Below are 24,838 nucleotides of genomic sequence, written 5' to 3'. Positions count from 1 at the left end.
TTAAAATTTCTTAAGATACAACTCAAAAGATATGTCAAGAGTTTGCGAACTTACTGGTGCAAGAGCTAATAACGGGATGGCAGTAAGCCACTCACATATTCGTACAAAAAAATTACAACAAGTTAATCTTCAAAAAAGAAGACTTTGGTGGGAAGAAGGAAAAAAATGGGTAAATATAAAAGTTAGTACCAAAGCGCTAAAATCTATACAAAAAGTAGGTTTAGATAAATTTGCTAAATCAAATGGGGTTGATTTGAAAAATTTCTAGATTTGATGATAAATTTTGTTGTAAGTATATTAATATCGTTTTTTCTTTTAATTAATTGTAATTCAGCATTAGCTTTTGATTTTGCTCCTGAAGTTAGTGACTCAGCTCCAAACTTTCATCTAGAAGGTTTTAATAAAAATATAAAAACAAAAACAATTTGGGAATTAAGTGATTTTAAAGGTAAGTGGCTTATTATTTATTTTTATCCAAAGGATTTTACAGCAGGTTGCACTCTTGAAGCTAAAGGTTTTTCGGAATTAAAAAAGGATTTTTCTAGATATAATGCAGAAATAGTTGGCATTAGTGCTGACAATCAAGATTCTCATAAAACTTTCTGCAGCGAAAAATCCATAAATTATACTTTATTATCAGATCCTGGCGGAATTATTAGTGATAAATATGGTTCATGGATTCCTCCATTCTCAGATAGAAATACTTTCTTGATTTCTCCAGATGGAAAAATTTCTTATAGATGGATAAGTGTATTGCCTATAAATCATGCTAAGGAAGTACTTAACGTATTAAAGAAAAAAATATAAAATTTTGCACGAATTATCATTTGGAACTTGGTTAATACATATCTCATCAGTAATTGAATGGATTTATGCAATATTTATAATTAAAAAATTAAGTAATTTTGAAGAATATAAAACTTTTTTCTGGTTAAGCCTAGCTATGATTCCTAATTTGATAAGTGCAATGTGTGCAATTACTTGGCACATTTACGATAATCAAGAATCTTTGTACGGGTTAGTTACGCTTCAAGGAATATTGACTTTTATAGGTAACTCAACATTAGCAATAGCAACTATTGTTATATATAGAACATCTTCGACTTATGAATAATTTCTTCTTAAAGTCTTTAGAAAAATTAGCGACTTTTGACAATACTGTATTATTTGCTGCTTCAATTATTCCATATTCAATCTTTTTGTATTACTTATACAAAATTAAATCTGTCAATAGATTAGTAAAAGCAGGATTTTCATTGACAGTTTTCTTTGTATTTATAACTATAATATTGTCTATTCTATCATTGACTTATTACGACAAAACTCTTGTTGAAGTTGACCATCTACATGGTTCAGCTGAGTTTTTCTTAACCTTAAGCGATTTTGTTATATTATTTGGTTTCATCAAGATTTTAAACAACTTAGAAGTAAACAACTCTTAAGACCTTTAACAATTTTGTGTTTTTTAGGCAAAAGTATTAGAGAATATATGAAAATAACGAATTTTTATGCTTACTACATTATTTGCAGCTGCTGATCCAGCAACATTTTCTTGGTCTCCAAAATGCGCCATGATAATGATTACATGTAATGGTATTGCTTATGCAATAGCAAGAGCAAATATTCAAAAACCTAATGATGGTTTTGAAATACCTAATTCAAAATTTTATGGCGGTTTAAGTCACGCGTCAGTTGTTGGTGCTAATTGCTTAGGTCACATATTTGGAATTGGAGCAATACTTGGTTTAGCATCTCGTGGTGTTTTATAAAAATTTATTTATTAAATTTTTAATTATTTAATTTAAATTTCTCAATGATTTTATCTGCCATCTGATCAGGCATTAGGCCTAATTTTTCCTTACTCTGATCAGGTGATGCATGATCAACTAAAACATCAGGGATTCCAATCCTATATACAGGAATATTTACTTCATTATCGTTAAATAATTCAACGATAGCCGAACCAAATCCACCAATTAAAGTCCCTTCTTCCATAGTTACTACTTTTTGAATTTTACTTGCTAAAGGAATAATAAGGTTTTGATCGAGAGGTTTTACAAATCTTGCATTTACAATACATGCATTAATGTTCATATCCTTTAAGATCTTTGTTGTTTCAATAGCTGAAGCGACCATTGAACCATAAGCAATAATTAGAATATCATTACCCTCTTCTATTATTTCAGCTTCACCTATATTAATTGGTTCCCATCCCTCATCCATTACAGCTACGCCCAATCCAGAACCTCTTGGTATTCTTAGAGCAGTAGGTCCTTTATGGTTAATTGATGTTATTAACATTCTCTGCAATTCAGACTCATCTTTTGGCGCCATTAACACAAAATTAGGTATAGATCTCATATAGCTAATATCGTACTGACCTTGATGAGTAGGACCATCAGCTCCAACAATCCCAGCTCTATCAAGTACAAATGATACAGGTAAATTTTGTATCCCCACATCATGAATTAGTTGATCAAAAGCACGTTGAAGGAAAGTGCTGTAAATAGCTACAACTGGTTTAAGACCATCGCACGCCATTCCTGCTGCAAGAGTAACTGCATGCTGCTCAGCTATTCCTACATCGACATATTGATCTGGGATATTTTTTTGCAATATATCTAATCCAGTGCCAGTAGCCATTGCTGCAGTAATACCAATTACTTTACTATCTTGTTCACATATTTTTAATAAGGTTTGACCAAAAATTTTACTGTAACTAACAGGCTTTGGTTTATTTGATGGAATAGATTTACCAGTCGTAAGATCAAATGCAGATTGCGCATGATAACCAACTTGATCAGCTTCTGCGTAAGGGTATCCTTTACCTTTAGTTGTAACAACATGAACAAGAACAGGTTTTTTAAGTCTATGAGCAGCATTAAATGTATTAATTAAATTTCCAATATCATGCCCATCAATAGGACCCATATATGTAAATCCAAGTTCTTCAAAAACAGCACCAACTTTAGGTACAGCTAATCGTCTCACGCTTCCTTTAATATTTTTTAATTCCTCTGGAATATCCTTACCAATTAGCGGAATATTTTTTACACTTTCTTGTACACTATCTGACAAAAATTGTAATGGTGGACTAAGTCTAACCTTATTTAAATAAGATGATAGAGCTCCAACTGGAGGAGATATAGACATATCATTATCATTTAGTACTACAACCAAAGGTGTATTTGGTAGGTGTCCTGCATGATTTATAGCTTCTAAAGCCATACCACCAGTTAATGCTCCATCTCCAATAACTGCCACACATTTATAATTTTCACCTTTTCTTTCTCTTGCTATTGCCATTCCTAATGCTGCAGAAATAGATGTACTGGCATGACCTGCACCAAAATGATCAAATTTACTTTCACTTCTTTTAAGATAACCTGCTACACCATTCTGTTGTCTAAGAGAATCAAATTCACTGAAACGACCTGTTATTAATTTGTGAGGATATCCTTGATGGCCAACATCCCAAACAACCTTGTCAACATCAAGATCAAGAGTTTGATATAAAGCCAATGTCAATTCAACTACACCTAATCCAGGACCAAGGTGTCCCCCACTAGTAGAAACCACTTGAAGATGTCTTTCTCTAATTTGACAAGCAATTTCCTCTAATTGTGAAACAGTTAAGCCAAGAAGTTCATTAGGATGACTTAACTCACTTAAAAGCATTACATAAAAATAGTTATCTATATAATTTAAAACGCCGAGGTGCAAAATGAGTATTTTTTTTGAAATAGATCATATAATGTTTTTTTAGATTAATAAATTAGTGCTAAAAATATATATATGAATGATTATTTTGAAAAAATACTTCAAGCTGATGTTTATGAAGTAGCAAAAAAAACACCACTAGAAAAAGCTCATAATTTAAGTAGTACACTTAAAAATGAAGTTTTCTTAAAACGAGAAGATCTTCAAGAAGTATTTTCATTCAAAATAAGAGGTGCATATAACAAAATGAGTAAGCTCAGTAAATTAGAGCTGTCTCAGGGAGTAATTACATCTAGCGCTGGTAATCATGCCCAAGGAGTTGCACTGAGTGCTCTTAAGTTAAATTGCCAAGCAACTATATTAATGCCCATTACGACACCTATAGTAAAAATAAATGCAGTTAAAAATTTAAAAGCAAAAGTTATATTATTTGGAGACAATTATGATGAAACATATAAAGAGGCAATAAGGATAAGCCAAGAAAGAAATTTATGTTTCATACATCCTTTTGATGATCCAGATGTAATCGCAGGGCAAGGAACTATAGCTATTGAACTTGTACAGCAATTAAAAGAAAGACCATATGCCATTTATATAGCTGTTGGAGGTGGTGGTTTGATATCAGGAATATCTCTATATATTAAAAAAATATGGCCTGATGTAAAAATAATTGGAGTAGAGCCTGAAGATGCTGATGCTATGTCTAAATCCTTGGAAGAATCAAAAATTGTTGAATTATCTTCGATAGGGCAATTTGCAGATGGAGTGGCAGTTAAAAAAGTTGGTAATAACACTTTTGATATTGGAAGAAAATATATAGATAAAATGATTAGGGTTAACACAGATGAAATATGTGCTGCAATAAAAGATGTTTTTGAAGATACTAGATCGATACTAGAACCAGCAGGTGCATTATCAATTGCAGGAATGAAAAAGGATATTGCGATTTCGAACCATTTAGATAAAAAAATGGTTGCAATAGCATGTGGTGCAAATATGAACTTTGAAAGGCTTAGATTTGTTGCAGAAAGAGCTGAACTTGGAGAGTGTAAAGAGGTAATGATGGCTGTTCAAATTCCAGAGCAAGCTGGCAGTTTAATTGATTTTTGTAGGTTGCTTAATAATAGAAATTTAACTGAATTTAGCTACAGAATGTCTAATTCCTTAAGTGCGCAGATATTTGTAGGAGTGCAAGTATATGGATTAATTGATAAAAAAAACCTTCTAGATGAATTTAGAAATTCGCGGTACCCATTCATTGACATTAGTGATGATGAATTATCTAAAAATCATCTTAGACATATGGTAGGTGGAAGATTACCAAAAGATTTTAAAGAAATGAACAATAGGAATTTTGTAGAGTTATTATACAGATTTGAATTTCCTGAAAGGCCTGGAGCTTTAATAAATTTCTTAAATAATATGAAATCTAATTGGTCAATAAGTGTATTTCACTATCGGAATTACGGTGCTGATGTAGGAAAAATTGTCATTGGAGTTTTAATCGATAGAACTGAAATTAATGAGTGGAACGAATTTGTAAAAATTTTAGGATACAAATACTGGGATGAAACTAAAAACGAAACATATAAATTATTCCTTGGTGCACCGGAATAAATATAAGGTAAATTAGGGAATATTTCGGTAATAACAATTAATCAATCTGATCCAATTACTAAGCAACTATCTGATATAGATCTTGTTACCAGAATTGAGGCTGTACTTTATTTAAAAGGCAGACCAATATCAAAAAAAGATCTTTCAGAAATTACTAATTCTGATATCAATTCAATAAATGATGCAATTAAAGATCTAAAAAGTAAATATTCTAGTCCAAACTCAGCAATTGCATTAAATGAGTTGAATAATAGCTTTTGCCTCGAATTAAAATCTAATCTTAATGATTTTGTAGAGGATTTACTGCCTTCTGAGTTGAAAACATCAGAATTAAGGACCTTGGCAACTATTGCCATCAAAAAAAAGATCCTGCAATCAGATCTTATAATTCTTCGAGGCTCAGGAGCTTATGATCATATTAAAGAATTATTAGAAAAGAAGTTCATTGTTAAACGGAAGCAAAAAGATGGTAGATCATATTGGTTATCATTATCCGAAAAGTTTTTTCAAACTTTTGCTTTGAGTAATGAATATCTCTCAAAAATAGGAAGCCGGACCAATAAGCAACAATAATAAGTAAATGTTAGAATAAAGTAAATTTGGAAATATTAATGTTATCTGAGATTTTTGCAGTTCTGGGCCAAACATTATCAATTTATTCTTTCATATTAATCATAAGAATTTTACTTACATGGTTTCCAGGGATTGACTGGAGTAATGGTGTCTTATCTGCATTAACGTCTATCACAGACCCTTATTTAAACATTTTTAGAGGTATTATCCCTCCAATAGGTGGATTTGATATTTCATCTTTACTAGCTTTTCTACTTTTAAATGTTATTCAAAACTTAATTACAAATCTCCAATATGCAAGCTTAAGTTATAGCTGAATTTATCTATCATCACCTGACCCTTTTATCTTACCTTTAGCTGCTCTTAATTTTAATTTTTCTAGGTTTTGTAAAGCAACATCTTCCAAATTAAAATTTAATTCTGTACAAAGATTTGATATGTACCATAAAACATCTCCTAACTCTTTTTTTATACCTATTTTTGATTCATTATCAAATATTCCATTTTTATCTCTAATTACTTTTTTAACTTTTTCTGCAACCTCACCAGCTTCGCCAACTAAACCGAGAGTTGGATAAATATTATTTGAACCTAAATTTGGGTATTGTGCTGTTTCTCTTGCCTTTTTCTGATAAGTTTTAAAATCCATGACTTAAATAACTAACTTTGGGTATGGTAAATTTATTTATATCTAGCAATATTATTTATATATGTCGAATATTGATTTAAAAAGAAGAACAAAAATTGTAGCAACTATTGGGCCTGCAACTCAGTCGGAAGAGATAATTACAGATTTAATTAAAGCTGGAGTAACGACATTCAGATTAAATTTCTCACATGGAGATCATAAAGATCACGCAGAGAGAATTAAAACTATTAGAGAGGTATCAAAAAAGTTAGATATTGATATTGGAATTCTACAAGATCTTCAAGGACCTAAAATTAGATTAGGAAGATTCAAGGATGGTCCAGTAAAAGTAAAAAAAGGGGATAAATTTACACTAACCTCTAATGAAGTTGAATGTTCAAGTACTATTGCAAACGTAACTTACGAGAAACTTTCTCAAGAAGTTAGTGAAGGGAAAAGAATACTATTAGATGATGGTAAAATTGAGATGATTGTTGAGAAAGTAGATACTAAAGCCAATCTTTTGGAATGTTTAGTTACTGTTGGTGGTGTTCTATCAAATAATAAAGGTGTAAATTTCCCAGATGTTCAATTATCTGTAAAAGCATTAACAGACAAAGACAAAGAGGATTTAAATTTTGGATTATCTGAAGGAGTTGACTGGATTGCCCTAAGTTTCGTAAGAAATCCATCCGATATTAACGAAATAAAAGATTTAATTAACAAAAATGGTCATTCAACACCAGTAGTTGCAAAAATTGAAAAATTTGAAGCAATTGATCAAATTGATACTGTATTACCTTTATGCGATGGTGTAATGGTTGCAAGAGGGGATTTGGGAGTAGAAATGCCCGCTGAAGAAGTTCCACTTTTACAAAAGGAGTTAATAAGAAAAGCAAATACATTAGGTATACCAATAATTACCGCGACTCAAATGCTTGATTCAATGGCTTCTAATCCAAGACCAACTAGGGCTGAAGTTAGCGATGTTGCCAATGCAATACTGGACGGTACAGATGCCGTAATGCTTTCAAACGAAACTGCAGTTGGTGATTATCCTGTAGAGGCAGTGCAAACCATGGCCACCATAGCAAGAAGAATTGAAAGGGATTATCCACTCAAAGCTATTGAGAGTCATTTACCTAGCACGATACCAAATGCTATAAGCGCAGCTGTAAGTAATATAGCTAGACAACTAGATGCAGGAGCAATAATTCCTTTAACAAAATCAGGCTCAACTGCTCGAAATGTTAGTAAATTTAGGCCGCCAACTCCTATTTTGGCGACTACTACTGAGAGGAGTGTAGCTAGAAGACTTCAATTAGTTTGGGGCGTTACTCCGATAGTAGTAAATAATGATGAAAGAACAGCCAAAACATTTAGTTTAGCTATGCAAATTGCTCAAGAAATGGGGATCTTGAATCAAGGTGATTTAGTGGTTCAAACTGCAGGTACACTAACTGGTATAAGTGGTTCTACAGATTTAATAAAAGTTGGTTTAGTAAGAAAGATTCTTTCTAGAGGGATTTCGATAGGTGAAATTGGAGTTACAGGTAAAGCAAGAAAAATTAATACTATGCTTGATTTGTCATTAATATGTCCAGGAGAAATTTTATTTGTTCCAAAAGAATTATTGGAAAATGTACCATTGAGCAAAAATATTGCAGGTATTGTTACCAATCAAAAGGTAGATGATGTATATGCATTTTTTAATAAAAATAATAAGAAGATCTCTACAATTTGTAATGTAGAAAACATTGATAATCATCAAATTATTAATGGTGACCTAGTAACCTTGCAGCTTAATGAAGGGGTAATTTATATGGGACAAATTGAAGATGATGAAGAAGCTATAGATAAATATAAATATGTCTAGAAACATATCAATAAAAGAAGCCTTAGGCATGGCTACTAAAACATTGGTATCGAACAAATTGAGAAGTTCTTTGACAATGTTGGGAATCATTATAGGAAATGCATCTGTAATTACACTTGTTGGACTTGGAAGAGGTGCTCAAACATTAGCAAAAAACCAATTAAGTAATTTAGGTGCAAATGTTTTATTTATTGTTCCTGGTAATAATGACACAAGAAGAAGAGGTATTTCATTTCCTAAAAATCTAGTTTTGGAAGATGCATTAGCAATTAGTAATCAAGTCCCAACTGTTAAAAAAGTTGCTCCACAAATCTCTGCTAACGAAGTTGTCCAATCAAATTCTAAGAGCTTAAATATTTCAATTGCAGGAGTCACTCCTGAATTTCTAGATGTTAGAAGTTTTGAAGTAGACAAGGGTAGATTTATATCAAAAAATGATGTTAACAGTGCAAGAAGTTATGTAGTAATAGGTCCTGATCTTAAAGAGGAATTTTTTATAAATAAATCTTCTTCACTTGGGGAAAAAATCAGAATTAAAGATCATACTTATGAAATAATCGGAATATTAAAACCTAAAGGAGCTGTATTTGGAAGTAATCAAGATAAAAATGCATATATACCTTTAACTACAATGGTTAATAGAATAACTGGGAAGGATCCTACATATGGGGTAAGTTTAAGCTTCATTAGTGTGGAAGCAAAAAACAAAAATGCAACAAGTGCAGCAAAATTTCAAATTACTAATCTATTAAGGCAGAGACATAAAATAATAAGAGATGATGATTTTGCAGTTAGATCACAAGAAGATGCATTAAACATAGTAACTAACATAACAAGTGGGCTAACATTTCTATTAGCAGGTATTGGGGCAGTATCTTTAGTAGTTGGAGGCATAGGAATAATGAATATTATGCTAGTTTCTGTTAGCGAAAGGACTGAAGAGATAGGTCTTAGAAAAGCAATAGGAGCAAAACAGTCAGATATATTAATTCAATTTTTAATAGAGGCATTGATTTTATCTACAATTGGAGGATTAATAGGAACAACAACTGGATTATCAGGTGTATTTGTTTTATCTCTGATAACACCGCTTCCTGCATCTGTAGGTATTACAACAACTCTTTCTACCATGATCATTTCAGGATCAATAGGTTTAATCTTTGGAGTTTTGCCCGCAAAAAGAGCTTCTAAGTTAGACCCGATTGTTGCATTAAGAAGTTTATAAATAGAAATTATAATCATGCTCAATTTATATAAATTAATTGAGATACTAGTTACTCTTCAATTATTAATAATATCAATAATGATTCCTGTTTATATTCCTTTTCAATTTATAGAAAAATCTATTAATAGCTATGAGATACCAATTACATGGCAAATTCCAACCATTATTTTATTAACACTTATATTTGATAAAAAAGTAGTTTTCAGAGCATTTTCTCTTTACTTAATTATAGGTTTATTTTTATCCCCAGTTTTTTATGAAGGGGGTTCACTTGGATATTTGCTCACTCCAAATTTTGGTTATTTATTAGGTACTTATCCATTAATTAAAATAATTGATAATTTAAATAAAAAAAGTAAAATAAATATTGGCAATTTTTTAAAAGAAGGATTCTTAGCAATAATTGCATTGCATTTAACAGGAATATTATATAACTTTTTACAAATGATATTTTACAATCATTTTAATATTTTTTTATACAATATATCAAAATACTCTTTAGGTAAAATTGGATATCATTTAATAATGCTTATTCCACTAATATTACTAATTAGACCTATAAAATATTTAAAAAATAATAAATAATGATTAATAAAATACAAACAAAATTATATTTTTTATTTTTGAGTATTTTTGTAATTCTAATTGATCAATTTACAAAATATTTAATGTTTTTTAACTACAAAATATTTGTAAATAGTGATTTTCTATTATTTAGATTGGACTTCGTAAAGAATTACGGTGCAGCATTTAACATATTTAGTGGAAGTAGAATTTTTTTATCTATAATAAGTATTATTTTTTCAATAATACTTATTAATTTAATATTAAGGAAGAACTCCTCAAATTTAATAGATCTTTTTTCATATAGTTTTTTTCTTGGAGGAACAATTGGTAATGGAATAGATAGAATTGCAAAAGGTTATGTAATTGATTTTATTAATTTAAATTTTATAAATTTTCCAGTATTTAATATTGCTGATATTTCCATTAATATTGGTTTTATCATAATAATCTTTAGAATTTTAAAAAAAAAATAATATGAATTACTTGAAATTAAAATATTTAAAGTATTTTAAATTTTTTATTTTAATATTTATTCTATATATTTTATTTTCGATTTTAATAAGAATAGTAAATATTTATACGCTTTTATCTTTAATAATAACTATGTATATCTTTTATAAGATTGATAAAAAGTTATTTAAGAAAATAGTTTATAAAGTTATATACATAAATAAAAAGAATACACTTTCATTCAAGAATACATATGGTGCTGCCAAGATAAGTTTGGAAGGGATCGATAAAATAAATAAAAAAATAAACGATAAACTAAAAGTTGAATTGTTAAATTACCAAAAAAATAAACTAGAGTCACAATTAAAAACAGGAGATTATAAAGTTACTCTTTTTGGAGCAGGTTCCTCAGGAAAAACATCAATAGCAAGATCTTTATTGAAAAATATTGTAGGACAAACATCAGCGAAAATAGGTACAACAAAGCAAATTAATAGCTATAAAATTCGTATCCCAATATTAAAAAGAAACATTAATATAATTGATACTCCAGGATTATTCGAACCATCTAAGTTAGGCGAAGAAAGAGAAAAAGCAACAATTATACAAGCATCAAATTCTGACTTAGTTCTCTTTGTGTTAGATCAGGACATAAATAAATACGAAAACTATTTAATTAATGAATTATTGAAAATAGGAAAAAAAATAATAATAGTTCTAAATAAATGTGATTTAAGGTCTAGAGATGAAAATAACCTTATCAAAGAAAATATAATTTCTATAACTTCTGCTAGAAAAAACAAAATTTCAGTTGTTAAAACAATTGCAGTACCTCAACAATCTCCTTATGTAAAATCAGATGCCATAAATTTAGTTCCAGAGGTAGGAAGTTTATTTAAAGAAATAATTGAAACGCTCGATAATAATGGTGAAGAGTTATTGGCAGATAATATCCTTTTTCGCTCAAATAAGTTAGGTATTAAAAGTAAAAATTTCGTACAAGAACAAAGATACTTAATGTCAAATAAAGTGATTAATAAATATATGTGGGTAACAGGAGGAGTAATCCTAGTTAATCCACTTCCAGCGGTTGATTTTCTTACTACTACCTCGGTTAATCTTCAAATGATAATGGAATTATCAAAAATATATGAAATAAAGCTTACTAAAAAAGATGCAAAAGATTTATCGAAATCATTGCTAAGCGCATTGGCTAAACAAGGAATACTAAAAGGTGGGCTCGCCATTCTTTCTCCTGCTTTAGCTACAAGTTTGACTAAAATAATAATATCAAAATCGATACAATCAATTACAGCAGGCTGGTTAATAAGAATAGTAGGACTAAGTTTGATTGAATATTTTAAAAATGGGCAAGATTGGGGAGATGGAGGAATTCAAGAAGTTGTAGATAAAATCTACAGAATAAGTAAGAGAGAGGACATTTTAAATAACTTCATAAAAGAAGCTATTTCAAAAATTGAGATAACAAAATATTCTAAATCGAATAAAAGTTTGCCTCCATTTCCTATGTAAAATTTGACAATTGATCATTTAGATAATTTCTGAAATCAAAGATAGTTATTAAAAGTAAGTAAGCAATACAAATAGCTATAGATATAAACCCTGTTACTATTGCAATAATTTTTGGTCTACCGATATTCATTGTTAAGCGTGTAAAATTTTCAAAAGTTCTTCAATATGAGATTCATTAGTATTGTAATTACCCATGACAACTTTTAAATAATATTTACCTTTAAATTTTGGTCTAGAAAGCATAAAATTATTTTTCATTAGTTCATTAACTTTAGATTGCGTCCAGAAATCTGTGTCTTTTGTAGTAAGTCCCTTTGGTAAGAATGAAATAATATGTAGAGGCCCTGAATATATTTCAAACTTATTTTTATTAATATTTTTTATAAAAAAGTCTTTTCTATTAATTGATGAGGTTAAGATGTCTTCCATTCCTTTCAAACCTAAAGATCTTAATCCAAGCCAAAGTTTTATAACTTCTGCAGGTCTAGAACCTTGAATACCTAATTCTCCTCTGTTTACAATATTTTCCTTAGATGATATGTATGGAAGTCCAGTTGAAAATGTATTTTCCAAAGTACGCATATTTGATACCAATAACAGAGAAGAAGTCTTTGTAATACCAATTATTTTTTGGGGATTTATTGTTATGGAATTAGCCTGATGAATATTATTTAATCCTTCTATTGGAATAGATGTTACTCCAAAAATCCCACCTATAGAGCCATCGATATGTAGCCAAATATTTCTTTCTTTGCATATATCACTTATATTCTTAATAGGATCAATTGCTCCTCTTACAGTTGTTCCTAATGTGGCAACAATAGCAAAAATTTTTTTATTATTTCTTAAACATTGATCTAAAGATTTTTTTAGATTATCTATATCCATACAACCTTTATTATCAGTTTTAATCTTTACTAGATTTGTATCAGCAAGTCCCATAATTCTTGTGCATTTAATGAAGGAAGAATGAGCATCTTCACTTACAAGTAATACAGAATCAGGATCTGAACCTAATCCAGCATTATATCTAGCTGCTATAAGTGCATTCAAATTACTTAAAGTGCCTCCGCTGGCTGCTATGCCTCCTGAAGAATCATTAAACCCTATTTTCTTTGCAAACCATTTGCATATTGATTCCTCAAGTAAAGTAACACTTGGAGACAACTCGTAAGCAAGAAGATTATTATTTAAACCAGCAGCAATTAAATCTCCTAAAATAGAAAAAATCAAAGGTGGGGGATCAAGATGAGCTAGAGAGCCCGGATGAACGGGATTAAATGAATTATTCAGAAGGGATTGAATCTCAGAAAACAAATCTTCTGTAGAATCACCATACTCATCAGGCATTAAGCACTTGAAATTCTCATCAAAGGTTAATGGACCAGATTTTTCGGCATTAGAGAACCAGTCACAAAGAATTTGAGTTGCTCTATTGAGGAGAGTAATAGAGTTATTGTTAGTCCCTAAATACGAAGGAAAGTATATATCTTTTTTATTAATTAAATCTTCAGTCATCAGATAAGATATCTATTAATAAGTCTATTCTCAATATTGTTAAATGAGGAATATTTTTGAAAATGGAAATAGAAATAATGATCCACATAAAATAACAAATAATTTAAATTACATTAAATGGATGAATTCCATATTAAGAAGATCAGAAGAAATTGGAAAAGTTGAGCTACCAATCTCATCAATAATTTTAGATGATAGAGGAAGATGTATTGGAAGAGGGGTCAACAGGAGAAGTGTAAATAAAGACCCATTAGGTCATGCTGAGATAATGGCACTGAGGCAGGCATCTCTAATAAAAAATGATTGGAGATTTAATGAATGTATTACTATCACAAATTTAGAACCATGTACCATGTGTGCATCGGCGCTTATTCAAGCGAGGATGGGTAAAGTTGTTTTTGGTGCCTACGATAAGAAAAGAGGTGGATTGGGAGGGTCAATTGACTTATCAAAGCATGAAAGCTCTCATCACAAGATGGAAATTGTAGGGGGTATATTAGAAGAAGAATGCAGTCAAATTTTACAATTATGGTTTAAAAAGTTGAGGACTCAAAAATAGAATATTTCTTTAACTCAGTATCAAAGAGGTTTAATAATCTGTCGACATTCTCTTCACTTGAGTTATAGCCCATTAATCCTATACGCCATACCTTACCAGACAATTCTCCAAGTCCATTTCCTATTTCTATTCCAAAGTTTCTTAAAAGATGATTTCTAAAACCATCTCCGTCAACTGCTGGTGGAATCTTAACTGTTGTAAGAGTTGGCAATCGATAATCCTTTGATACATGTAATTCCATGCCTAGACTTTCTAAACCATTCCACAGTTTCCTTGCATTGGTATTATGCCTATTCCAAACATTCTCTAAACCTTCATTTGCAATTAATCGTAAACCCTCTCGAATAGCAAAGTTCATATTTACAGGGGCGGTATGATGGTAAACGCGATCTGAACCCCAATATTTATTTAAAAGGGATAAATCTAAATACCAGTTAGGAACTTTTGTTTTTCTTGAACTTAGTTTTTCTTCAGCTCTCTTATTCATTGTAAAAGGACTTAATCCAGGCGGGCAACTTAAACCTTTCTGGCTACAACTATAGGCTAAATCTATTTTCCATTCATCTATCAATAGTTCTAAAGCGCCAAGGGAAGTAACTGCGTCAACTAAAAACAAACAGTTATTTTTTCTACATACATCACCAATTCCATCAAGAGGTTGTAAAACCCCACTAGATGTTTCAGCGTGAACAATAGCAAATATAGCTGGTTTTTTAGTCTCTATTTCATACTTGATTTCTTCATAAGAAAAAGATTCACCCCAAGGTTTTTCCATAACAGATACATCTGCTTTATATCTAGAAGCCATATCAACAAGTCTGTCTCCAAAATATCCTTTCTTAGCGATAAGAATTTTTTCTCCTTCCTCTATAAAATTCGCTATTGAAGCTTCCATAGCGGCACTTCCAGTACCACTCATTGGGAGAGTAAGACGATTATTGCATTGCCAGGTATATCTTAGAAGTTGTTGAACATCAGACATTAATGAAATATATGCTTCATCTAAATGACCAATTGGATTTAGGGAAAGAGCGTTTAAAACTTCTGGATGTGCGTTTGAAGGACCAGGACCTAATAAAAGTCTAGAGGGAACATAAGTCTTTGAGAAATGAGTTAAATTCTCTTCATTTAAAGCAGAAATAAGTTTTGCTTCTGTCAAAGCATTACATCCAATTACTTTTAAATTAGACTAATTTCGCCACATAAGCGAGATTTATTTAAAGAAATTCATTCAATTTAAATATTTAAGTAAACAATTATTAAACTTATGACTTGAAACACTGAAAGAAGTCATCTAGTCTTATAAAAAGTTACGGTTGATACATAATAAGAATCATCAAGTTATTAATTTCATATATAGGTATTACAAAAGTTTTGTCTAAGTCTCCACAAGATGTTTTAAGTCAAATTAAAGACGAAGGAATTGAACTCATTGATTTAAAATTCACAGATATTCATGGTAAATGGCAACATTTAACTCTTACATCAGACATGATAGAAGAGGATTCTTTTACTGAAGGTCTAGCATTTGATGGTTCATCAATAAGAGGTTGGAAAGCAATTAATGCATCTGATATGTCAATGGTTCCTGATGCAACTACAGCTTGGATCGATCCTTTTTATAAACATAAAACTCTAAGTATGATTTGCTCTATTCAAGAGCCAAGAAGCGGGGAGCCTTATGATAGATGTCCAAGAGCTTTAGCTCAAAAGGCTTTAAAATATTTAGACTCTACTGGTATAGCAGATACTGCATTTTTTGGACCAGAGCCAGAATTCTTCTTATTTGATGATGTTAGATATGACTCTAAAGAAGGAGGTTGTTTTTATAGTGTAGATACGATTGAAGCTCCATGGAATACAGGGAGAATAGAAGAAGGTGGAAACTTAGGATACAAAATACAGTATAAAGAAGGATATTTTCCAGTAGCTCCAAATGATACTGCGCAAGATATCAGATCTGAGATGCTTCTTCTTATGGGTGAATTAGGTATCCCTACAGAAAAACATCACCATGAAGTTGCTGGTGCCGGCCAACATGAGCTTGGAATGAAATTTGATTCTTTAATAAATGCTGCCGATAACGTTATGACGTATAAATACGTGGTTAGAAACGTAGCTAAAAAGTATGGGAAAACTGCAACATTTATGCCTAAACCTGTATTTAACGATAATGGAACTGGAATGCATGTTCACCAAAGTTTATGGAAGAGTGGACAGCCACTATTCTTTGGTGAAGGTGCCTATGCAAATTTATCTCAAACAGCTAGATGGTACATCGGAGGCATACTTAAACATGCTCCATCATTCTTAGCATTTACTAATCCAACTACAAATAGTTATAAAAGATTGGTTCCAGGATTCGAAGCTCCAGTAAATCTAGTTTATTCTGAGGGTAATAGATCTGCTGCAGTCAGAATACCATTAACTGGGCCAAGCCCAAAAGCTAAGAGATTAGAATTTAGATCAGGTGATGCACTAGCCAACCCATATCTAGCTTTCTCTGTAATGATGCTAGCTGGTATTGATGGAATCAAAAATCAAATTGATCCTGGTGATGGAGTTGATGTTGATTTATTCGAACTCCCAGCCGATGAACTGGCAAAAATTGATACCGTACCTTCATCTCTAAATGATTCACTTAACGCACTAAAAGCTGACAAGGATTATCTTCTAGCTGGTGGAGTATTTACTGAAGATTTTATTGATAACTTTATCGATATAAAATACGAAGAGGTACAACAATTAAGACAGAGGCCTCATCCACATGAATTCTTTATGTACTATGACGCTTAAATAAAAAAATCTTTTTATTCTTATAAATCAATTTGAGAAATATCACAAAATATTCTCAAATTGATTTTTTTTTTGTTGGAATATATATATATAAATTTAAAAATGGCTAGAGAATCTATTTCAAAAATTGCATATAAAACGCTCCAGCAGAGTAAAAGCATAGCGGGATTTGCACATAAACAAATAAGTTCAAGGATAATGAATTTTATTCTTCCCGATTCGAAACTTAAAGATTTTCTTATAGATAAGGATCTTTTAATTCAAATCCAAAATTCAATGGATAACTTAAGAGAAGAAGATTGGAATGACGCTGAAAAAAATATATATCCAAAAAAATTATTGTTTGATGAACCTTGGCTTAGATATTTAATTCAATATCCTAAAATTTGGTTAGATATGCCTTATACATGGGATAGACGCCGAAAACAAAACTTTGATGATCTTCCAAATTCCGTTGAAAAAAATAATTATCCTCAATATTACTTGAGAAACTTTCATCATCAAACAGATGGTTATTTATCAGATTTTTCAGCAAGTATTTACGATTTACAAGTAGAGATACTATTTAATGGAAGTGCTGACTCTATGAGGAGAAGAATAATTAAACCAATAAAAGAAGGACTTGAAAAGTTTAGTGATAGAAAAAAAAGTTCTATAAAAATTCTAGATGTTGCTACTGGATCAGGTAGGACTTTAAAACAATTAAGGGTAGCTTTCCCAAAAGAAAAAATTATAGGAATCGATTTATCTGATTCATACTTAAAGGAAGCAAGCAGATATATTTCAGATTTATATGGTGATTTAATAGAATTAATAAAAGGTAACGCTGAAGAATTACCATTTGAAAATAATAGTCTTCAATGCATTTCTTGTGTTTATTTATTTCATGAACTACCAAGAACAATTAGAGCAAAAGTATTGAATGAATTTTTCAGAGTTCTTGAACCAGGAGGTATATTAGTATTGGCTGATTCCATTCAAATAAGTGATTCTCCTGACTTTATATCCATAATGGAAAACTTCTATAAAACTTTTCATGAGCCTTTTTATTGTGATTACATAAATGAGGATATAAACTCTAAAATTGAGGAAATAGGCTTTAAAAATGTGAAGTCAAATTCTTTTTTTATGACCAAAGTATGGTCTGCTGTAAAGTAAATTAAAACTTCTATGACATATTGGGATAAAGATACTATTAAGCTTGTTCAAAATCTTAATGGCAAGTTAAAAATTGATCATTCAAAATGGCATAAAGATAAAGGAAATAAATACAAAAGATCTGCAGAACTTATTTCAGCCGGGTTATGCCAATTAATTATTTCTTGTAATGAGAAAGAAACTATTGCGTATATGGAAGAAAGTATTAAATGGTTAAAAGAAATCAACGTCGATCAACCTTGTCCGAGTAAAAATCACCTTTTTAAAGCCAACTGAAGCCTATTACCTTTACTACTCCATCTAATATCATCAAAACATTCATTAATAATATACAGCCCACGTCCATTTACACTATTTAATTTTTTTGGTAGTTTATAGTTTCTTTTTTTTATTTCTAAACCATTACCTTGGTCTTGGATTTGCCAAACACACCAATTAGGAGTAATAATTCTTCTTACTCTAATACTTTTTGTTGGATCTAATTTGTTTCCATGTTTTACTGCGTTAACAAGAGCTTCATGTAATCCAAGTTTGATGAGATATGTTGATTGTGAATTATTAATTGGTTCTAATAATTGATCAACAAATTCATTTAATTGTAATGAGGATTCAAATTCGTAATTTGACCAGTTAATACCTGGCCAATTAAAAAGTTTTTTTAAAATATTTTTGCCCTGAGATAAGGACATAATAATATTTTTATACTATTTTAATTTTAACTTATTAAATACCTCAATATCAAAGAATATTGTCATGTCTCTCTGCTATAGCAGGATGCCGCAGGATTGAGTCCATAAGTCTTACTCCTCTTAATTGATTTATTAAAGGCATATGTCCATCAGGAGCATCCAATGACCAACAAAAAGATGAAGGATATCTAGTCCATAGGCCTTTTTTCTTCCAACCGATTTTCGGCCACATTAATTCATATTTTTTCCCTACTGATTTTAATATCTTTGCTTGAATTGAGAATCCAAATCTACCAGTAGAATAAATAGTCCATAATCTATCTATTGTTTGTAAATCTTTACCTGAAATATTCTTAACCTCACTATAAAAAACATATCCACGTTTTTCAGCTAATTTTCCAGCTAATTTTCGCAGGTATGAACTTGTTAATCTATCAGCCTCTTCAAATTCTTGCTCAACTAATATCAATTGCAATTTATCATAATTAATATCAACGTCTGAATAAGTATTAAACCAATTATTGAATTTATTGTTTTCAAAAAAATTTGGCTTATATTTTTTTAAAACTTGCAATAACCAGCCTGCAGCCCAGTCGTCTCCATCTCTATCAAACATCTCAAACAATCTAGGTCCAATATTAAAAATATTTTCTACTTCTGATTCTAATTGAGTTAATAAATTTAATCTTTTTCTTTGATTAGAATCTACAAATTTTTTTATCAAATCTAATGTAGCATTATTATAGTTATCTTTTTCGTTGTTAGTCATTTTCAATAAATTAACCTAGAAATAAAAACTATCCATGTATTTCAAAAGAAAAGAACTAGAGAAATTTAGAAGTTTTAAAGGACCACTTATAGATGTTAGGAGCCCGAGTGAATACTATAAAGGACATATGCCTAATTCTATTAACATACCATTATTTGATAATGATGAGAGAATAATTATTGGAACAATTTATAAAAAAGAGGGTAGAAAAAAAGCAGTAATAGAGGGATTAAAATTTTTTGAAAAAAAAATAGAATTTTTTCTTGATAATTTATTTATGAGTATTGACTCTTATAAAAATTTTCCTGATAACAATAAAAATGAATTATTTATAAGAATATATTGCTCTAGAGGAGGAATGCGCTCACAAAGTATTGCATGGTTACTAGAAAAATATAAATTAAATCCAATAATACTTAAGCGAGGATACAAAACATACAGGAGATGGATATTAGATTGTTTCTCAAAAAAGTGGAATATTGTAATTATTGGTGGGAAAACAGGTTCTGGGAAAACAAGGTTATTATCATTACTAGAGAAATATAAATATCAAACTATAGATCTTGAAGGATTTGCTTGTCACAGAGGTAGCACATTTGGTGGTTTAGGAATGAAAGAACAACCATCAAACGAACAATTTGAAAATGAAATAGCAGAAAAATTATATTCCTTTAAAACTAATAATAATATTTTTGTAGAAGCAGAAAGTGCGAATATTGGTAAATGTAAAATACCTCATGAATTCTTTAATCAGATGAAAAAATCAAGGAGGATTGAGATTTTAAGGAGCGAATCAAACAGATTAAATGAGTTAATAGATACTTATAGTGTATTTACAAAAGAGGAACTTAAGAACTCTGTACAAAGGATTAAAAAAAGATTAGGTCCTCAAAGAACAAAAATAGCTCTTGAATCAATTGATGAGGAGAAATGGGATTTAGTATGTAGATCAGTTTTAGATTATTACGATAGGTGTTATGAATATGAAAAGGTTGGGAAAGAAAACATAACGTTATTAGATTTAACTGATAAAAATTATGATGAAAAGATCTTAGAGTTAATAAATAATGTTTTATAAAATATTTGCAAACAAAAGTAAAAAATATTTCTTAAAATAAAATATTATCAATGAAACATTATGACAGCAAATAAAACTGCAAAAATACAATTTTATAAAGGAACTGATGAACCTGTAGTTCCTGAAATAAGGCTTACTAGGAGTAAAGATGGTACAACTGGCCAAGCATTATTTCTGTTCGAGAAACCTCAGGCATTATCTTCAATTACAGACGGAGAAATAACGGGTATGCGTATGATTGATGCTGAAGGTGAAATATTAACGAGAGAAGTTAAGGTTAAGTTTGTCGATGGAGAACCCATATTCTTAGAAGCTGTTTATATTTGGAAGAAAACTTCAGACTTCGATAGATTTATGAGATTTGCAAATAGTTATGCCAAATCAAATGGATTAGGATATTCTGAGAAGAATTAGAATATTATCTAAATTGAGTAATCCATTATATTTCAAGTTAGCAGTAATTTTAATCACTACTTTAATAATTTGGATTTTAAGAGACTTCTTACTTCTAATAATTTGCTCTTTAGTAATTTCAAATATTGTATGTAATTTATGTAATCAAATACAAAAAGGGTTGAACATTCCCAGACCCCTATCTTTATTTTTTGTACTAACAGTTATATCGGTGACAGTGTTTACTATTTTTATTCTAGTTTTACCTCCATTTGTAAAAGAATTCAATGAAATACTAGTTGATATTCCAAATGGTTTATCCAAAATAAATATTTTACTTAATACAAATCTGAACAAATTTAATAGCCTATTTTATGGCGAACAATCAGAAAATGTTATAGACATATTCAGTCTTATAAATAATGTAGTTACCATTCCAGATGCCTCAACTATTGCAAAAGCTATTCAAGAAAGTTTTAAGAATTTAATAAATATAGCTGGGAATCTGGGTTCAGGTCTTTTGAAATTAATATTCGTATTAGCAGTGAGTTTGATGATTTCTATTGAACCAAAACAATATAAAGAAAATATACTTCTATTAATTCCAAAAAATTATCGCAACAAATTTAGAAATATTCTTGAAAAATGCAATATTGCATTATCAAATTGGACCTTTTCTATGGTCATAAGCTCATTATCAGTAGGTCTATTATCATTAATCGTTTTGTCTATATTAGATGTCAAATATGTTGTCTCGAATGCTTTAATAGCAATGGTTCTTAATATAATTCCAAATATAGGTCCAGTTATTAGCGGTATATTTCCAATTTCAGTTGCACTACTAGATAATTTTTGGAAACCACTGGCCGTTTTAGGAGCATATGTAATCATTCAAAATATTGAAAGCTATATAATAATGCCATCTATAATGAAGAAAAAAGCAAACTTACTTCCTGGTTTAACATTAATATCTCAATTTGGATTTACCTTCATTTTTGGTCCATTAGGCTTAATACTATCTCTTCCATTAGCTGTAGTAATACAGGTTTTAATTAAAGAATCATTTAAAGATATTTAAAAACTACTTAATTAATTTTTTATATAAATATGGGTAGGAAAAAAGTATAAAGAAAGCTAAGGGATGTTTTCCTATAGCAAAATATAATGAATTAAAAGTAAAATGATCAAATAATATTCTTAGCTCAGTAGAAAGATCTATTAAAACTAAAGAAAATAAAATTATCAAATAGTAATTCAATTTCATAAAATTAGAAGCTTGAGCTCAATCTTTAAGCAACAAAGATGGAGCCAATAAAATACTTGAATAACTTCCAACTATAATTCCTAATGATAAGGCCAAAGAAAACCAAAATAGCGAGTAAGATCCAAACAAAATTATGCTTAATAAAGGGATAAGGGTTGTAATACTGGTAAACGTTGTTCTCCTAAATGATTCGTTAACTGATAATTGAATAGTTTCGTTATAGCCTTCTTTCTTTATTTTTAAGTTCTCACGAATTCTATCAAAAATAACAACGGTATCATTTACAGAATAACCAGCAATAGTTAACAAGGACACAGCAAATAAACTATTTACCTCAACAGATAATATAATTCCCAACCAGGAGAATATACCGAAAACAATTAATAAATCATGGAATAAAGCTAATAATGCAAATAGTGCATATTTTTTATCAAATCTAATAGTTATATATAAAGATATTGCAAATAATGAAACTAACAATGAAGTAACACAATTAGTAAGTAATCTTTTTCCAAGCTTTGGACCTATTAATCTTGAATCCTTACTCTCATAATTTAGAGGTCCAATAATATTATCAAGATTAGTAATAAGATTATTTGATTCTTCGATACTCAAATAAGGAGTTCTTATTGAAATTAATTTATTATTATTTTGGAATTGTAATTTAATATTATTTAAAACGTTTTTATTTTTAGAGATCTCTCTTAAATTTTCTAAAAGTGAATCAGGGGAGAAATCAGAACATTCCTCTTCACAAACTCTCTCTATTCTTAGTTCATTTCCACCAACAAAATCCATCCCTAAATTTATAGGTTTCTTATAAGAAGTATTAAAAGTAGAATATAAAATTCCTAAAAGACTCAACAAAATAAGAAATGTTGAAAAACCAATTATCTTTCTTTTATTTTTTATTAGTTCAAGATTGTATTTCATTGGAAAATAAGAAAAAAATTTAATTTGAAAAATTATTCCTGGGTAGATAGAGATTTTTTTGTCTAAAAGATTGATATGTTGTAAAAAATCGCAAAATAGTTTTAGAACAATTTAATGAGGTAAACAAGCTTATTAAGACTCCAATACCTAATGTTGCAGCAAAACCTTTAACAAAATTTGTTCCTAATAAAAACAATACAAAACAACTTAGAAGAGTTGTAATATGGCCATCAACTATGGATGAATTAGCTCTTTGAAAACCACTATCAATAGATCTTATAAGAGTATTACCATCATATAATTCTTCTCTAATTCTCTCAAAAATTAGAATATTTGCATCAACAGCCATACCAATGCTAAGTATAAGACCAGATATTCCAGGTAAAGTCAAAGTTACAGGAATTAAAGAATATAAGGCTAAATTAAAGAAACCATAAAGTACTAAAGAAAGAACCGAAACAAAACCTAGAATTCTATAATTAAAAATCATAAATATACCAACAAAAATTAATCCACTAATAGCTGCATAAAGACTTTTTAAAATATTTTTCGATCCCAACAGAGCCCCTATAGTGTTAGTTTCTACTATTTCAATTGGCAATGGCAAAGAACCTCCTTTAAGTTGAACTTCTAATTCTCTAGCATTTTCAGCACTAAAATTACCGCTTATTGTTGCTGATCCACCTGTAATCCCAGTATTAGCAAACTGATTACCAACACTGGCTTCACTTATTGATTCACCATCAAGAATTATAGCCAATAGTTGATTAGTGCCCGCAATTGACTTCGTAATTTCTGCAAACTTTTCACCTCCTGAATTACTAAAAGTTAATAAAACTTCCCAATTACTATTTGTTTGTTCCTGTCTCCTTCCTGCGTTAATAAGATCCTTACCAGATAAATCTGTTTTAATAAATAAATTAGTAATTTCTTTATCAACATACTTTTTAATTTCAATTAACTTCCCATATAAATCACTACTAGTAGAGGAGTAATTTAATTCTTGTTCAATCTCTTTAAGATCATCTTGAATAATCTTTAAAAAATTATCATCATATTGACTTTTTTCTAAAGAGGAATATTGTTCAATTAATTCTTTAATATTTAATCTCTGAAGTTGCAAGGTTTTTAAATCTGTAGAAGTTCCTTCTTTTTGAGTCCTAAACTCTAATAAAGCAGTCTTACCTAAAACTCTTGAAGCAACTAATGGATTTTGTTCTCCAGGTAATTCTAAAATCAATTGATCTCCACCTAGGGTTTGCAAGTTAGACTCTGAAACACCTAAGTTGTTAACGCGTCTATCTATAACCGAATTAACTGCTTCAAGTTCATCCTTTGTTACCTTCCCTTCCTCTTTAATAATTTGTAGTGTAAGTTGAGAACCACCTTGTAAATCCAATCCCAACTGTAAGGGATAATTTATTAATAGATAAACAGATAACGTAAGTAGAAATAAAATAAAAAAAAGCCAGCCTTGCCTTCTTTTCATTGT

At 29.9% G+C, this 24,838-nt stretch carries 29 protein-coding genes; 20 read left to right on the top strand and 9 right to left on the bottom strand.

All coding sequences use genetic code 11. The annotated features are described in order from the left end of the window. Positions 1 to 31 precede the first annotated feature (31 nt). From rpmB to psaK, 5 genes are all read left to right on the top strand, one after another. Positions 32 to 268 carry a 50S ribosomal protein L28 gene (rpmB, locus tag EU96_RS06530; RefSeq protein WP_032526177.1) on the top strand — a complete coding sequence of 79 codons (237 nt, stop codon included), beginning with the start codon at positions 32 to 34 and terminating at the stop codon, positions 266 to 268. Positions 269 to 273: 5 nt separating this feature from the next. Then, complete coding sequence (locus EU96_RS06535) at positions 274 to 807, top strand: peroxiredoxin (protein WP_032526176.1); 534 nt, start codon at positions 274 to 276, stop codon at positions 805 to 807. A gap of 4 nt (positions 808 to 811) precedes the next feature. Then, positions 812 to 1,114 (top strand): DUF2499 domain-containing protein, encoded by a 303-nt coding sequence (locus EU96_RS06540; protein ID WP_032526175.1) that lies wholly within the window; start codon positions 812 to 814, stop codon positions 1,112 to 1,114. Next, on the top strand, positions 1,107 to 1,442 hold the full coding sequence (locus EU96_RS0109045) for a DUF3593 domain-containing protein (RefSeq protein WP_032526173.1): 336 nt from the start codon (positions 1,107 to 1,109) through the stop codon (positions 1,440 to 1,442). Before EU96_RS06540 ends, EU96_RS0109045 begins: the two co-directional genes overlap by 8 nt. Positions 1,443 to 1,508: 66 nt before the next feature. Next, a complete protein-coding gene (gene psaK / locus EU96_RS06545; RefSeq protein WP_032526172.1) occupies positions 1,509 to 1,769 on the top strand; it encodes a photosystem I reaction center subunit PsaK in 261 nt (86 codons plus the stop codon). A 19-nt stretch (positions 1,770 to 1,788) separates the two neighbouring features. Here psaK and dxs read toward each other — a convergent pair whose 3' ends face one another. Next, the gene (gene dxs, locus EU96_RS06550) at positions 1,789 to 3,678 is read right to left on the bottom strand and encodes a 1-deoxy-D-xylulose-5-phosphate synthase (RefSeq protein ID WP_032526171.1); all 1,890 of its coding nucleotides are present in this window, start codon (positions 3,676 to 3,678) and stop codon (positions 1,789 to 1,791) included. Positions 3,679 to 3,795: 117 nt separating this feature from the next. Between dxs and ilvA the strand changes: the two genes are divergently transcribed. The 3 genes from ilvA (at position 3,796) to EU96_RS06560 (ending at position 6,227) form a co-directional block, all read left to right on the top strand. After that, the gene (ilvA, locus tag EU96_RS06555) at positions 3,796 to 5,337 is read left to right on the top strand and encodes a threonine ammonia-lyase, biosynthetic (protein ID WP_032526170.1); all 1,542 of its coding nucleotides are present in this window, start codon (positions 3,796 to 3,798) and stop codon (positions 5,335 to 5,337) included. Positions 5,338 to 5,412: 75 nt separating this feature from the next. Next, entirely contained in the window at positions 5,413 to 5,910 is a 498-nt protein-coding gene (gene scpB, locus EU96_RS0109040; RefSeq protein WP_032526168.1) for an SMC-Scp complex subunit ScpB, read from the top strand. Between the two features lie 38 nt (positions 5,911 to 5,948). After that, the gene (locus EU96_RS06560; protein WP_032526167.1) at positions 5,949 to 6,227 is read left to right on the top strand and encodes a YggT family protein; all 279 of its coding nucleotides are present in this window, start codon (positions 5,949 to 5,951) and stop codon (positions 6,225 to 6,227) included. Positions 6,228 to 6,229: 2 nt separating this feature from the next. Here EU96_RS06560 and EU96_RS06565 read toward each other — a convergent pair whose 3' ends face one another. Next, entirely contained in the window at positions 6,230 to 6,559 is a 330-nt protein-coding gene (locus EU96_RS06565; protein ID WP_032526166.1) for a nucleoside triphosphate pyrophosphohydrolase family protein, read from the bottom strand. Positions 6,560 to 6,620: 61 nt separating this feature from the next. On the opposite strand from EU96_RS06565, the gene pyk reads away from it, so the two are divergent. From pyk to EU96_RS06590, 5 genes are read left to right on the top strand one after another with little or no spacing between them, the layout of a single operon-like run. Further along, a complete protein-coding gene (gene pyk, locus EU96_RS06570) occupies positions 6,621 to 8,414 on the top strand; it encodes a pyruvate kinase (RefSeq protein WP_032526164.1) in 1,794 nt (597 codons plus the stop codon). Then, complete coding sequence (locus EU96_RS06575; protein ID WP_032526163.1) at positions 8,407 to 9,639, top strand: ABC transporter permease; 1,233 nt, start codon at positions 8,407 to 8,409, stop codon at positions 9,637 to 9,639. Before pyk ends, EU96_RS06575 begins: the two co-directional genes overlap by 8 nt. 15 nt (positions 9,640 to 9,654) lie before the next feature. Continuing rightward, positions 9,655 to 10,224 (top strand): biotin transporter BioY, encoded by a 570-nt coding sequence (locus EU96_RS06580; protein ID WP_032526162.1) that lies wholly within the window; start codon positions 9,655 to 9,657, stop codon positions 10,222 to 10,224. Then, positions 10,224 to 10,679 carry a signal peptidase II gene (gene lspA, locus EU96_RS06585; protein ID WP_032526161.1) on the top strand — a complete coding sequence of 152 codons (456 nt, stop codon included), beginning with the start codon at positions 10,224 to 10,226 and terminating at the stop codon, positions 10,677 to 10,679. The genes EU96_RS06580 and lspA overlap by 1 nt, the downstream gene beginning before the upstream one ends. Before the next feature lies 1 nt (position 10,680). Beyond that, positions 10,681 to 12,189, top strand: a complete 1,509-nt coding sequence (locus EU96_RS06590) for a GTP-binding protein (protein WP_032526160.1) — start codon at positions 10,681 to 10,683, stop codon at positions 12,187 to 12,189. On the opposite strand, the gene EU96_RS10200 is transcribed toward EU96_RS06590, so the two are convergent. Both EU96_RS10200 and EU96_RS06595 read right to left on the bottom strand, forming a co-directional pair. Further along, positions 12,182 to 12,319, bottom strand: coding sequence for a hypothetical protein (locus EU96_RS10200; protein ID WP_193741307.1), 138 nt, complete (start codon positions 12,317 to 12,319; stop codon positions 12,182 to 12,184). The genes EU96_RS06590 and EU96_RS10200 overlap by 8 nt on opposite strands. A gap of 2 nt (positions 12,320 to 12,321) precedes the next feature. Next, on the bottom strand, positions 12,322 to 13,707 hold the full coding sequence (locus EU96_RS06595) for a pyridoxal phosphate-dependent decarboxylase family protein (protein ID WP_032526159.1): 1,386 nt from the start codon (positions 13,705 to 13,707) through the stop codon (positions 12,322 to 12,324). A 43-nt stretch (positions 13,708 to 13,750) separates the two neighbouring features. On the opposite strand from EU96_RS06595, the gene EU96_RS06600 reads away from it, so the two are divergent. After that, positions 13,751 to 14,266 (top strand): nucleoside deaminase, encoded by a 516-nt coding sequence (locus EU96_RS06600; RefSeq protein ID WP_032526158.1) that lies wholly within the window; start codon positions 13,751 to 13,753, stop codon positions 14,264 to 14,266. Here the strand turns inward: EU96_RS06600 and EU96_RS06605 are convergent. Next, positions 14,241 to 15,425, bottom strand: coding sequence for a pyridoxal-phosphate-dependent aminotransferase family protein (locus EU96_RS06605; RefSeq protein WP_032526157.1), 1,185 nt, complete (start codon positions 15,423 to 15,425; stop codon positions 14,241 to 14,243). The genes EU96_RS06600 and EU96_RS06605 overlap by 26 nt on opposite strands. A 215-nt stretch (positions 15,426 to 15,640) precedes the next feature. Here EU96_RS06605 and glnA point away from each other — a divergent pair, with 215 nt between their 5' ends. The 3 genes from glnA (at position 15,641) to EU96_RS06620 (ending at position 18,496) form a co-directional block, all read left to right on the top strand. Beyond that, positions 15,641 to 17,062 carry a type I glutamate--ammonia ligase gene (gene glnA, locus EU96_RS06610; protein WP_032526156.1) on the top strand — a complete coding sequence of 474 codons (1,422 nt, stop codon included), beginning with the start codon at positions 15,641 to 15,643 and terminating at the stop codon, positions 17,060 to 17,062. A gap of 102 nt (positions 17,063 to 17,164) precedes the next feature. Continuing rightward, positions 17,165 to 18,220, top strand: a complete 1,056-nt coding sequence (locus EU96_RS06615; RefSeq protein WP_032526155.1) for a class I SAM-dependent methyltransferase — start codon at positions 17,165 to 17,167, stop codon at positions 18,218 to 18,220. Between the two features lie 12 nt (positions 18,221 to 18,232). Next, entirely contained in the window at positions 18,233 to 18,496 is a 264-nt protein-coding gene (locus EU96_RS06620; RefSeq protein ID WP_032526153.1) for a DUF6439 family protein, read from the top strand. On the opposite strand, the gene EU96_RS06625 is transcribed toward EU96_RS06620, so the two are convergent. Beyond that, positions 18,475 to 18,909 (bottom strand): ATP-binding protein, encoded by a 435-nt coding sequence (locus EU96_RS06625; protein WP_032526152.1) that lies wholly within the window; start codon positions 18,907 to 18,909, stop codon positions 18,475 to 18,477. The genes EU96_RS06620 and EU96_RS06625 overlap by 22 nt on opposite strands. Before the next feature lie 49 nt (positions 18,910 to 18,958). Next, positions 18,959 to 19,678 carry a GUN4 domain-containing protein gene (locus EU96_RS06630; protein ID WP_032526151.1) on the bottom strand — a complete coding sequence of 240 codons (720 nt, stop codon included), beginning with the start codon at positions 19,676 to 19,678 and terminating at the stop codon, positions 18,959 to 18,961. Positions 19,679 to 19,712: 34 nt separating this feature from the next. Between EU96_RS06630 and mnmH the strand changes: the two genes are divergently transcribed. Genes mnmH through EU96_RS06645 form a run of 3 tightly spaced genes read left to right on the top strand, consistent with a single transcriptional unit; the run spans position 19,713 to position 22,227 of the window. Beyond that, positions 19,713 to 20,756, top strand: a complete 1,044-nt coding sequence (mnmH, locus tag EU96_RS06635) for a tRNA 2-selenouridine(34) synthase MnmH (protein ID WP_032526150.1) — start codon at positions 19,713 to 19,715, stop codon at positions 20,754 to 20,756. Between the two features lie 60 nt (positions 20,757 to 20,816). After that, positions 20,817 to 21,170: a photosystem II reaction center protein Psb28 gene (gene psb28 / locus EU96_RS06640; RefSeq protein ID WP_032526149.1), complete on the top strand. Its 354-nt coding sequence runs from the start codon at positions 20,817 to 20,819 to the stop codon at positions 21,168 to 21,170. Between the two features lie 13 nt (positions 21,171 to 21,183). Continuing rightward, a complete protein-coding gene (locus EU96_RS06645; protein WP_032526148.1) occupies positions 21,184 to 22,227 on the top strand; it encodes an AI-2E family transporter in 1,044 nt (347 codons plus the stop codon). Between the two features lie 204 nt (positions 22,228 to 22,431). Here the strand turns inward: EU96_RS06645 and secF are convergent, their stop codons facing one another. Further along, positions 22,432 to 23,346 (bottom strand): protein translocase subunit SecF, encoded by a 915-nt coding sequence (secF, locus tag EU96_RS06655; RefSeq protein WP_032526146.1) that lies wholly within the window; start codon positions 23,344 to 23,346, stop codon positions 22,432 to 22,434. Between the two features lie 19 nt (positions 23,347 to 23,365). Then, positions 23,366 to 24,835: a protein translocase subunit SecD gene (gene secD, locus EU96_RS06660; RefSeq protein WP_032526145.1), complete on the bottom strand. Its 1,470-nt coding sequence runs from the start codon at positions 24,833 to 24,835 to the stop codon at positions 23,366 to 23,368. Positions 24,836 to 24,838: the final 3 nt, after the last annotated feature.

It is taken from the genome of Prochlorococcus marinus str. MIT 9302 (assembly GCF_000759975.1).
Lineage (GTDB): Bacteria > Cyanobacteriota > Cyanobacteriia > PCC-6307 > Cyanobiaceae > Prochlorococcus_A > Prochlorococcus_A marinus_M.
Note: the sequence above shows the minus strand (reverse complement) of the source record. Positions and strands in the feature narration are given on the sequence as shown.